Source organism: Mycobacterium sp. (assembly GCF_052144515.1).
Classification (GTDB): domain Bacteria; phylum Actinomycetota; class Actinomycetes; order Mycobacteriales; family Mycobacteriaceae; genus Mycobacterium.
The window spans coordinates 1-10,170 of the sequence record NZ_JBKQQD010000499.1 but is presented as its reverse complement, the minus strand read 5'-3'; the positions used below and the strand labels follow the sequence as shown (position 1 = coordinate 10,170).

Annotated in this window: 10 protein-coding genes and 8 pseudogenes; 8 read left to right on the top strand and 10 right to left on the bottom strand. The window is 65.5% G+C overall.

Features of this window, described 5'->3' with window-relative positions:
* Positions 1–154 (top strand): annotated as a pseudogene (locus ACLP9N_RS33780) (IS6 family transposase); the annotation flags it as partial.
* Between the two features lie 88 nt (positions 155–242).
* On the opposite strand, the pseudogene ACLP9N_RS33775 reads toward ACLP9N_RS33780, so the two are convergent.
* Together ACLP9N_RS33775 and rpe are read right to left on the bottom strand one after the other, a co-directional pair.
* A pseudogene (locus ACLP9N_RS33775) lies at positions 243–459 on the bottom strand (bifunctional diaminohydroxyphosphoribosylaminopyrimidine deaminase/5-amino-6-(5-phosphoribosylamino)uracil reductase RibD); the annotation flags it as partial.
* A gap of 14 nt (positions 460–473) precedes the next feature.
* Positions 474–1,151, bottom strand: a complete 678-nt coding sequence (rpe, locus tag ACLP9N_RS33770) for a ribulose-phosphate 3-epimerase (RefSeq protein ID WP_424071538.1) — start codon at positions 1,149–1,151, stop codon at positions 474–476.
* Between the two features lie 69 nt (positions 1,152–1,220).
* On the opposite strand from rpe, the pseudogene ACLP9N_RS33765 reads away from it, so the two are divergent.
* A pseudogene (locus ACLP9N_RS33765) lies at positions 1,221–1,385 on the top strand (phosphogluconate dehydrogenase (NAD(+)-dependent, decarboxylating)); the annotation flags it as partial.
* Positions 1,386–1,504: 119 nt separating this feature from the next.
* Here the strand turns inward: ACLP9N_RS33765 and ACLP9N_RS33760 are convergent.
* Positions 1,505–1,864: an AI-2E family transporter gene (locus ACLP9N_RS33760; protein WP_424071536.1), complete on the bottom strand. Its 360-nt coding sequence runs from the start codon at positions 1,862–1,864 to the stop codon at positions 1,505–1,507.
* 14 nt (positions 1,865–1,878) lie between these two features.
* Here ACLP9N_RS33760 and ACLP9N_RS33755 point away from each other — a divergent pair, with 14 nt between their 5' ends.
* The 3 genes from ACLP9N_RS33755 to ACLP9N_RS33745 all read left to right on the top strand — a co-directional run bounded on the left by ACLP9N_RS33755 (position 1,879) and on the right by ACLP9N_RS33745 (position 2,771).
* Positions 1,879–2,010, top strand: a complete 132-nt coding sequence (locus ACLP9N_RS33755; RefSeq protein ID WP_424071535.1) for a hypothetical protein — start codon at positions 1,879–1,881, stop codon at positions 2,008–2,010.
* A gap of 238 nt (positions 2,011–2,248) precedes the next feature.
* On the top strand, positions 2,249–2,521 hold the full coding sequence (locus ACLP9N_RS33750) for a hypothetical protein (protein WP_442411466.1): 273 nt from the start codon (positions 2,249–2,251) through the stop codon (positions 2,519–2,521).
* A gap of 4 nt (positions 2,522–2,525) precedes the next feature.
* Positions 2,526–2,771, top strand: coding sequence for a DUF1501 domain-containing protein (locus tag ACLP9N_RS33745; protein WP_442411465.1), 246 nt, complete (start codon positions 2,526–2,528; stop codon positions 2,769–2,771).
* 126 nt (positions 2,772–2,897) lie between these two features.
* Here ACLP9N_RS33745 and ACLP9N_RS33740 read toward each other — a convergent pair whose 3' ends face one another.
* The gene (locus tag ACLP9N_RS33740; protein WP_424071537.1) at positions 2,898–4,094 is read right to left on the bottom strand and encodes an acetate kinase; all 1,197 of its coding nucleotides are present in this window, start codon (positions 4,092–4,094) and stop codon (positions 2,898–2,900) included.
* 66 nt (positions 4,095–4,160) lie between these two features.
* Positions 4,161–4,234: pseudogene (locus ACLP9N_RS33735) on the bottom strand (ParA family protein); the annotation flags it as partial.
* Positions 4,235–4,301: 67 nt separating this feature from the next.
* On the opposite strand from ACLP9N_RS33735, the pseudogene ACLP9N_RS33730 reads away from it, so the two are divergent.
* A pseudogene (locus ACLP9N_RS33730) lies at positions 4,302–4,909 on the top strand (acid phosphatase).
* A gap of 267 nt (positions 4,910–5,176) precedes the next feature.
* Here ACLP9N_RS33730 and ACLP9N_RS33725 read toward each other — a convergent pair.
* A complete protein-coding gene (locus ACLP9N_RS33725) occupies positions 5,177–5,506 on the bottom strand; it encodes a hypothetical protein (protein WP_442411464.1) in 330 nt (109 codons plus the stop codon).
* 3 nt (positions 5,507–5,509) lie between these two features.
* Here ACLP9N_RS33725 and ACLP9N_RS33720 point away from each other — a divergent pair.
* Positions 5,510–5,938 (top strand): annotated as a pseudogene (locus ACLP9N_RS33720) (recombinase family protein); the annotation flags it as partial.
* A 457-nt stretch (positions 5,939–6,395) separates the two neighbouring features.
* Positions 6,396–6,995, top strand: coding sequence for a potassium channel family protein (locus tag ACLP9N_RS33715; protein WP_442411463.1), 600 nt, complete (start codon positions 6,396–6,398; stop codon positions 6,993–6,995).
* A gap of 122 nt (positions 6,996–7,117) precedes the next feature.
* Here the strand turns inward: ACLP9N_RS33715 and ACLP9N_RS33710 are convergent.
* From ACLP9N_RS33710 to ACLP9N_RS33695, 4 genes and pseudogenes are all read right to left on the bottom strand, one after another.
* Positions 7,118–7,384, bottom strand: a pseudogene (locus ACLP9N_RS33710) (IS1634 family transposase); the annotation flags it as partial.
* A 37-nt stretch (positions 7,385–7,421) separates the two neighbouring features.
* Positions 7,422–9,644, bottom strand: a complete 2,223-nt coding sequence (locus ACLP9N_RS33705; RefSeq protein ID WP_442411462.1) for a recombinase family protein — start codon at positions 9,642–9,644, stop codon at positions 7,422–7,424.
* Positions 9,637–9,843, bottom strand: coding sequence for a hypothetical protein (locus ACLP9N_RS33700; RefSeq protein WP_442411467.1), 207 nt, complete (start codon positions 9,841–9,843; stop codon positions 9,637–9,639). The genes ACLP9N_RS33705 and ACLP9N_RS33700 overlap by 8 nt, the downstream gene beginning before the upstream one ends.
* Positions 9,844–9,898: 55 nt before the next feature.
* Positions 9,899–10,120, bottom strand: a pseudogene (locus ACLP9N_RS33695) (DUF5372 family protein); the annotation flags it as partial.
* Positions 10,121–10,170 lie beyond the last annotated feature (50 nt).

Genomic DNA, 10,170 nt, shown 5'->3' with positions numbered 1-10,170 from the left:
ACCTGGGCAGGCCCAACGATTCCTGTTTGCGTTCAGCCACATCCGACAGCACTTCCGTCCCCGTCGTCATCTGATCAGTGCACCCCAATGGCGAACCCAGATGACCAACCGCTTCGCGGTCTGGGATCAGATCACAGCCGCTGCAGCGGCATGAAAGACACCATCAGCCACTACGTTCCGTCATACAGCCCACTCACATCGACTGAGCCACAAGCATTCTCAAATAACTTGACGATGCCGTGCCCACGTGGTTGCCACGGCTCGAGCGTGACGACGGCGGTGCCGCCGACCGCCAACTCGCCGGCGCGGCCCAGCGCGACCACCTCGGCGGCCGCCCGTGGGTTCCGTAGCGCCGACGCCGACAGCTTCGCCGTCGCGGTCCAGGATCACCGCGCCCACCGGCGGGTTCGGATAGCTGTGGCCCTTGACCAGCTCGCCCTGCTCGATGGCCAGCCGCATGGCGGCCTCACTCTTCAGAGCCGCAGATGCCGCGACGCCTCAGCGGCCTGGCGCCGCAACGCCTGCACCGCGGCCGCCGGATCGTCGGCGCTGTAGACCGCCGACCCGGCGACGAAGCAGTCCACCCCGGCTTCGGCGGCTTGCTCGATCGTGTCTTCATGGATACCACCGTCGATCTCGACGACGACGGACAGCTCGCCGGCGTCGACGAGCCTGCGGGCGGCGGCGACCTTGACCAGCACCTCGGGGATGAACTCCTGCCCGCCGAAACCGGGCTCGACCGACATGATCAGCAGCGTGTCGAACTCGGGCAGGATCTCCAGGTAGGGCTCCAACGGCGTACCCGGTTTCACGCTGAGCCCGGCCTTGGCGCCGGCGGCGCGGATATCACGGGCCACGCCGACCGGGTTGTTGGTGGCTTCCGCGTGAAACGTCACGTTGTAGGCCCCGGCCTCGGCGTACCGCGGCGCCCAACGATCGGGGTTCTCGATCATCAGATGGCAGTCCATCGGGATGTCGGTTCGCTTCAGAAGAGCCTCCACAACCGGCAGCCCGATGGTCAGGTTCGGCACGAAATGGTTGTCCATGACATCGACATGCAGCCAGTCGGCGCCGGTGACCGCGGCGGCCTCGTCGCCCAGCCGGGTGAAGTCCGCGGCCAGAATCGACGGCGCGATCAGCGGAGGCGGCATGCCCTTCAATGTACTGCCGCACTGCGCTGCTGCGCCGCCGCGAAAATCGCGTCGGTGCCGGGCCGGTGCGGCCAAGCGCCGAGCCCACGCCCAGCCGGAACCGGCGCGACGGCATCGCTGCCGACCGGGTATCTGCACTGCGGCCCGAGTGGTGCGGGGCACTTCGTGAAGATGGTCCACAACGCGGTCGAATTCGGGATGATGGCCGCCGAGGGCCTCAGCGTCATCAACTCAGTGAGCCGCAGTCCAATCCGAGGTCGTCAACTCCATGACGGTCCGGTCAAGCTTCATCGAGCGCCGGGAAAGGCAGTTCCTCGACGAGCAGCTGCACAGCCGCGCAATCGGCACCGCAATCAGCGCTCCGACAACCCCAGCCACGCCGCGCCCAAAGGATGGCGACGACGGTGACACCCGCGGGTACCTTCACGGACCCGGATGATTTTGGGTGTCAGAAGATAATCCTCACCCAGCCGGAACGCGATGTAGAACACGACAGTGGCAACGCTGACCGGGATGGAAACGGCCAGCGCGACAGCGGCGACGATGAACCCGCCGACGGTGGAAGCGTAGGGGAAGAGGTCCACGATGGCCACGATGACACCGAGCAACACCGCGTAGGGGACATCGAAAAGAATGCACCACACGAAGGTCGTCGCCCCGGCGATGACCGACGTCAGTACATTGCCAAACAGATAGTCGCCCAGCTTGGCCACCGACAACGCTTATCATGACGCCCGCCCCGAACTTGCCTATGCCCAGCGATGTCCTGCACCCGGATGAGCAGTGGGGGCTCAATCCGGCGCTGAAAGGCCTGAACGAGTTGTGGGTCGAGCGGAACTTGGCGATCGTGCACGCGTGAGCTATACCCAGCCTGACCACAGCCACTTCCGGTCCATGGATATCTGGCAGACCGCGTCGCCGGCCGAACCCGTCGCAACCGGCTGGATCGGCCGCTGGCTGGACGTCACCGGTGACGACCCGCTGCGCGCGGTCATTATGGGCGCCGTGTTGCCTCACTCGCGGTCGGCGAAAAATGCACGGCCGCCGCCCTTTCAGCCGCCGGGACCCCGAAATCCGAGGAGCGGTTCGCCGCGACGATGGACGCGACGGGTGTCGACGACTCAGGTGACACCCCGGCCATGTCGGCGGTGTGCGCAGCCTATCGCGCAACCCGTACCACCGACACGACCTTCGCGCCGGTCAAAGCGTCCGAGAAGGACCGCAACCCGCTGGCCGCGCAGCTCGCCATGGTGATCAAGGCGGTGCGGGCAGGGGTTCCGTCCCGCGTCTATATGGTGCAGCTCGGCGGGTTCGACACCCGCGCCGACGAACGCGAAACCCAGCAGCGGCTGCTGCAGCTCCTTCGATGAACCGGTGGCCACGTTCCTGCGGGACATGTCCGCCGACCGCTACGGCAAGAACGTCGTCTTGCTGGCGTATTCGGAGTTCGGGCGCAGGGTGGCGGCCAACGCGTCCCAGGGCACCGATCACGGCACCGCCGGGCCGGTGTTCGTCGCCGGGACACCCATCAAGGGCGGGTTCTACGGCGAGGAACCCAGCCTCACGGACCTCGACAACGGAGACCTCAAACCCAATGGACTTTCGCGACGTCTAGTATGACCTGCTGGCGCACACCATCGAGACCGATCCCACACCGTCGGTCGGGCCGGCCGGACCAGCGTGGGTTTCCTGGGCTAAATCCGATTGCCCGGCTCCTCCTCGAGCCAGGCCCGCATCGTCGCCGGTCTAAATCACCCGCACGCAGTACCGGGCGATGGCCAGTTCTTCATCGGTTGGAATCACCAACACCGCAATCGGCGAGTCGTCAGCGGAAATCCGCCGCGTGCCGCTGGCCGGGCCGGCGTTGCGGCGCTCATCAACCTCGATACCAAGCGCCGCCATCCCCGCCAGCGCGTCGCGGCGCACCGACGGGTCGTTCTCGCCGATCCCGCCGGTGAAGCTCAGCACATCGGTGTGTCCCAGCACCGCCAGGTATGCCCCGATGTACTTGCGTAGCCGGTGAATGAACACGTCATAAGCCAATTGTGCTGAGGCGTCACCAGATTCGATCATGTCGTGGAGCCGGCGGAAGTCGAGTTCGCCGGCCAAGCCGAACACCCCGGAGCGATGGTTGAGCATCGTCTCGATGTCCTCGACGCTCATCTTCGCGGCGCGCCACAGGTAGCCGATGACGCCGGGGTCGACGTCACCGCTGCGGGTGCCCATTACCAGGCCCTCCATCGGGGTCAAGCCCATCGACGTGTCGACGGGGCGGCCCTTGGCGATCGCTGACGCTGATGCGCCGTTACCCAGATGCAGCACAATCTGATTCATGCTGTCCAGCGGCCTGCCCAGAAATACAGCGGCCTGCTCGCTGACGTAATGGTGCGACGTGCCGTGAAATCCGTAGCGCCGGATCTGCCACTTCTCGGCCAATCCGCGGTCGATGGCGTAAGTCGCGGCCGCGGGGGGCAGGTCGTGGAAGAACGCCGTGTCGAACACCGCGACGTGCGGGGTGTCGGGCAGCAGCTTGCGTGCCACCTCGATTCCCAGCACCGCCGGCGGGTTGTGCAACGGCGCCAGCGGCGAGAGCTCCTTCAGCTTGGCGATCAGAGCGTCGTCCACCAGTGTTGGCCGGTAGAAGTCGTTGCCGCCGTGCACCACCCGATGCCCGACCGCCATCAGGCCGCTGGCCTGCAGCTCAATGCCGGCCTCGGCCAGCAGGTCGAACGCCAAGCGCAGCGCCGCGTCGTGATCGGCCACACGGTCGCCGCGTTCCACATGATGCTTCCCGGCATCCAGCTGAGCCGACGACGACTGTTCGCCGATCTGCTCGACGATGCCGACCGCCCGCGACGCGCCCGAGTCAGGGTCGACCAGTTGATATTTCAGCGACGACGAGCCGGAGTTGATCACCAGCACGACACGGCTCTCAGCGATCATAGACGCCCTGTGGCCGGATCACGGTGATGGCGACGGTCATGAGTGCACCAGTCGAACCCCAGGGTGGCCCAGCGACGCCACCGTCGTCTTGGCCACCCACCCTTCTGGTTGGCCACCGCCACTACCTGGGTATCAGTCACAGGGACATCCTGGCACCTTTTCCTCGTGCCGCGGGGCGACTCGCGAATGCTGGCACAATCGGTCGGCCTGGGCGTGGAGAACCACCGGCTGCTGCCGCTCCGACACGGGGAGACCGAGTGGTCGAAGTCGGGCCAGCACACCGGCCGCACCGAGCTAGAGCTGACCGACACCGGACGTGAAAAAGCCGAGGCGGCGGGCGGGGCACTGCGTGAACTCAAGCTCGAGAACCTCATGGTGATACGCAGCCCGCGCCGACGGACCCTGGCCACCGCCGAGTTTGCCAGTCTGAGCGTCGATGAGGTGTCGCCGTTGATCGCCGAATGGGATTACGGCTGCTACGAGGGCCTGACGACCGCGCAGATCCAGGAATTGCAGCCGGACTGGCTGGTCTGGACGCACGGTTGCCCGGGCGGTGAAAGCGTCGCTCAGGTCACCGATCGTGCTGACCGAGCCGTCGCGTTGGCGCTACACCACATGGCGTCACGCGACGTGTTATTTGTGGGTCACGGCCACTTTTCCCGCGCGGTGATCACGCGCTGGCTCCAGTTGCCGCTCGTCGAGGGCAGCCGGTTTGCCAGCTCGCCGCCTCGATCGCGGTCTGTGGTTTTGAGCATGGGGTACGACAGCTCTGTGCGCTCGGGCTGACCTGCCGTCCGCAGGGCCATGAAGCCTAGCGAGCCACGGTTTGCGCTGTGCGGGCCGACTCTCATTGCCGGCGGTGTGCGGACCTGCTACGCCGAGATGACGGTCGCACAGGCGGAGCTGCGCTCCGGACGAGCACCAATAGTGTTGGGCGCGTTTGAGTTTCGACGTGGATGGCCCTGCCGCGTCGATGGTGCCGCGCACCGTACTGCGCACCGGTGCGCTGCCTGATTTGCCGACCGGCCCGCTGCCGAGATCTTGATCAGGGCCTCCATAAGCAGCTTTCGACCCGCTGTTGCTCACGGGTGCGGTCGTCCACCACGCCGGTAGAGGGTGAGGTCGCGCAGGCGTCGGATCTCGGGCGGGTGCACCAGCGAGGGCCGGCACATGCCCCGCTCGGCCACCTTGGCCAGCCAAACCGCGTCGGCCCGGAGCGTCTTGGCCCGGCCTGGCGCGTTTTTCACCTCGCGGGCATTGACCAGCCAGCAGTCAAACTCCTCGGCTTCCAGCAGGTAATGTACGCCCTTCAGTAGGAGCCGGTGGATTCCATTACCACCCGCTGTATGCGCCAGTGCCCCAGCCAGGCCACCATCTGCAACAGCTGCGCCGTGGTGGTGGCATAGACTCATTTCTTGTCTCGCACCGCGTGTCTCGAATCCCACTGTTGGAGGGCAGGGAGACCGTAGCTGGCATCACGGCGATCCCCAGGTTATGCACGAGTCAGCACCACTGGCCAGGCCCTCAGCGCGAAAGTGACTGCGCTGAGGCCGCTGGTTTGGGCGCCGATCTGGTGTTTACCGACAAACTTTCCGGTTCGGCGAGGACTGGTCGCCCGGGCCTGGCGGCGATGCTTGACTACGCGCGCCGGCGACATCGTTGTGGTGACGGCAATCAATCGATTACGCCGCTTGTTGCCGAAGTCATCCGGACCATCGCCGGACTAGGTGAACGCCGAATCCTGTTGCGCGCCTTGCGTGAAGGGATAGACAACCGCTACACCCACCGGGCGAGCCGTAGCCGAAGCTCTAATCGAGGCTGCGCGGCGGAAGGTGGCGGCGGCCGTTCGCGCTGAGGCGCAGGAGATAGCAGCTGACGAGGATGACCGGGCCGAGGAAAAGCAAGTAGTTCACGACATGGGGACACTACATGCGGGGTGAGACCTTCTGTGTTCGAACTCCGCGGGGGACTCGCGGCGACAGCGGTCATGCCACCATATCGTGAACGACCTCGCCCGAGCGCGAGATCAATGTGTCTGGCCCATGCTAGGAGTGCCGTGCACAGTAGTTCGACGCTGTCAAGACGCGCGGTCTCGTGGGCGTGACACACAATCCGTGTTTGAGCGAGGTGGCGCTGATGTCGGTTTTTCCGTCGCCGCCCTTGCTCGTCGATACTCCTCGAGCTGGTGGATACCGGCTGCTCTCGAAGTCATCGCGTCAGTCTTCGCATCGAGCGCGGAGCACGCTGGCCCTCGAGAAGCGGAGCGCGCTGCCGGTGGTCTAACCGGAGTAAAGTTCGGCTATGTCATGGAAGTCATTGTTCCGTGTCGTGAACTTCATCATGGACGTCGGCGCTATTGTCGCATTTCCGCTTTGGGGGTGGTTATCGCTTGGTAGTCCAGCTCCAACGATACCTGTGCTGGTAATCATTGGCCTCGGGGGTCTGCTCTACATTTCACGTGTGCTATGGGAGTTAATCCCTCGACGGAGCCCGCGACATGCCTTGCTAACTGTTTTCGCTGCCGTCCTTTACGTTGAGGGCATCTTCGCGAACGCCTACTACTGGTTGTCGCAGCGGTCGCCTGCGGCCTTTAGTGAGACCCTCAGTAGAATCGACGCCGCCTATTTCACCGTAAGCACTGCCACGACGACGGGCTTTGGAGACATACACCCTTTAAGCGGCTCCGCTCGGTTGGTGGTCACTGCCCAAATGCTTGTCAGCGGATTTCTCCTCGTATTCGCTGCCGGTATCGCAATTAACCGCCTATTTTCAGCCGCATCGCCGACTAGCGCCCCTCGTTGTAAGGACTGTGCTTCTGCCGGCAAACCGGATTCGGCCAAGAGCGAAGGATCGACGGGTAGCAGGAGAAGCGCTCGTCGGCCTTATTGGCGAGCACGATAGGACGATTTTCGTGATCGCTGATCCAAGTTCCGAGTCTGTTGCCGGGTCAAATCCCGACACCACTACGAGGCCGCCTACAACGTTTGGCTGCGTGAGCCACATATGTCCTGACTTTTATCAGGCTAGTGCGCACGTAGGTCGTGGATTTTGGCGAGGGCTTCGGCGAGGTCGGCTGGTGGAGGTTCGGCGGCGGTCAGGGTGTGGTTGCCGGCTTGGATGGTGACAGTGCGGTAGCGGCGTGCGGTTCGCACGAATTTCTTGATGCTCCAGCCGGTTTGGTGCTCGATCCAGTGGGACACGGCCATGGCGGCGAATACCACGGTCAGGTGGGCTTCGATGGAGTCGCGGGTGCGGTGGTAGATCGGGCGCGCTTGCAGGTCGTGTTTTGATGTGTCGTCACACTGTGGTTTTTGTTGATTGTCATGATCAGAACAGTCCTTGTTGGGGGGCTGGGGGCTGGATACGCAGGCCTTTTCCGCGTCCGGTACGGATGTGGACGGCTTGGAGTTCGCCGCGCTTGACACGTTGCATGATGGTTTGGCGGGACACGCCGTAGGCCAGGGTGGCCTGCGGCATGGCCAGCCAGCCGTCGGGGGCGTCATCGACGAACAGGCTGCGGATCTCGTCGGTGAGCCGGATGCGCCAGGGCGCACCAAGAGTGAGTTGCTCGCCGGCGACGAACCCGTCGGCCAGCCAGCGGTGCAGGGTCGAGGGTGCCAGGCCCAGTTCCTTGGCGGCCTGAGTCACGCTGAGCAGCTCGGCTTCCTGCGGGTCGTCGGTGGGTGTGTGGCAAGGGATTTCGTAATGGTGGCGCAGCGACTGCACCCGACCGGCATTGAACGGTAGGCCGCGGGCGGTGCGGCGGCCTTGCTGGGTGAGGATTTGGGCGATCATCGCGTCGGGATAGTGTGTGGCCAGGCGGCGCACCAGGTCAACGGTGTGTTCGTCGGTGCGTAGATGGTTGGCCGGTTTGCGTTTGATGGGCACTCTTAGGTCGGTGATGGCGCCGCCTTTCCAGCGCAGCACCAAGTCGGCGTGGGCGTCGGTGTGGTCGCGGCACACGCTGATGTTGACCTCATCGAGCAGGCTGCGCAGCAAGTGTTTTCGGTCTTTATCGGTGGTGCTCGGCATCGCCCACACATCGGCGAGGTCGTCGCTGAGTGTGAGTATCATCGCCTTCTCTTGTGGGGTCAGGGTTTTCGGGCGTGCAGCTTGGCGGCGAGCGAGCTCGGCCTGGGCGTCCGCCAGGGCTTGCAGCGCGGTGTTCCATTCGGTCTCCAGGCCGCGAGCGACCAGGCGGTTATCCGGGTCGACGACCCGGTAGCGGCGCTCGGCCTGACCAGCTTGATAGCGGGCCTGCTCGACCTGGCGGCGCCATTGGGCCAGCGCGGCGTCGTGGCCGTCCTCGAGCTGCTGGGCGGCGGCCAGGCAGGCCTGCAGCGCCACCGGTTGCAGCGCGGCCAAAAACGCCGCGGTGAGCGCGGCGTCGATCCCGGCGCCCCCGACACGCAGGTGATAGCCGCTGTGACCGGCCAGCTGCCCGGTGCCCACGCAGTAGTAGCCCGGCGGCTTGTTGGCCCGCCCGTCGTAGTAGACGCTCAGCCTGCACCCACAGGTCCCGCAGGTGGCCAGGCCCTGCAGCAGCGCGCAGCCCTCGCGCACCGCGCCGGTGCCCGGCTCATGGGCCCTCGGGCGGATATTGCCTCGGATACGAGACTGGTTGTCCTGGAAGGTGTCCCAGTCGATGAACCCGCGGTGATGCTCGGTGATGAGCACCTCCCACTGGTCTTGGGGCAGCGCCCGGCGAGACACCCGCAGCCGCCCATCAGCATCGACGCTGCGCTGCACGCGGGTGCGGCCGAATACGTAGGCGCCCGCGTAGGCGGGGTGAGTGAGCACGGCATGCACCGCGTAGTAGCTCGGCGCCGCCCAACTGATCTGCGGATCGCCGCTAACGCACCCCCCGTGGGGTTGCAGCGGGAATTTGAGCCCCTGTTCGCGCAGCCACAGCCATACCCCGCGCACCGACCCGCACAGCGCGAACCGCTCGAAGACCGCGGCGATCACGCCGGTGACCGCCTCATCAGGGTGCCAGCGCACCTCACCGTCGGCCTGGCCCCACACCAGACCGACCGGCAGCCCTCGGCGCAGCTCGCCGCGAGCGGCCTTGCTGCGGATGCCGCCGTCGAGACGGGCACGCAGGATATGCAGTTCGGCCTCCGACATGGTGCCCTTCATACCTAGCAGCATGCGGTCATTGAACAACCCCGGATGGTAGATGCCGTCGGTGTCGGCGATCAGCGTGTCGGTCATGCCGGCCAGGTCCAGCAGCCGATACCAGTCGGAGTTGTTGCGCGCCAACCGTGAAACCTCCAGCGCCAAAACAATTCCTACCGCGCCGAGCCCGACCTGCGCGGCCAGCTCGGCGAACCCGGACCGACCCGTGGCGCTGGCCCCCGAGACTCCCAGGTCCTCATCGATCACCCGCACCCCCGCGCGCGGCCAGCCCAACTCGACCGCACGGGCGACCAGCTCGTACTGGCGGGCGGTGGACTCGCGGTTGCGGGCGATCTGGACCATGGTGGACTGGCGCACATACACCACCGCTGCGCGATGCAGATGCCCATGCGTGACCTTCGATTCACTCATCGCCGACCGCCCCGCTGCCGATCGCCGCCATGGCTTTGGCAATCACTTCGGCCAGCAACGCGATCGCCGCCGCGACTTCCTCGGCGGGTAGCTGCTCGACCATCGGCGTCAACTCCACCATCTGGGCCGAACCGGTGATTACGGCCGGGACTGGGGCCGGGACTGGGTGTGGTATCAAACTGAGCTGGACAGGCTGCATGGGAGTCCTCCTTGCACGGTGACATCCCTGCAGCCTGTCCCCGCAACTCGGCGATCAGCGCGCAGACACGCAACAGATCTGCCAGCGATCCAAGGGTCGCAACCCCGACAGCGCCGTCATTGATCGGCGGCTGGGCGTCCGTCCACGCCGCCGGGACCAGCGACTTGGTCCCATCGGGCAGCGCCAGCAGCAGCTCCATTGCCCCGTGCCGTCGCATCCCGCCCACCACCTGCAACGACCGACCCTGCAGCGGATGATGCGGCCGCGTAATCGTCACCGCCGCCGGAACGTCCTCGATACCGGTAGTAAGACGAGACGTGGTTTGAC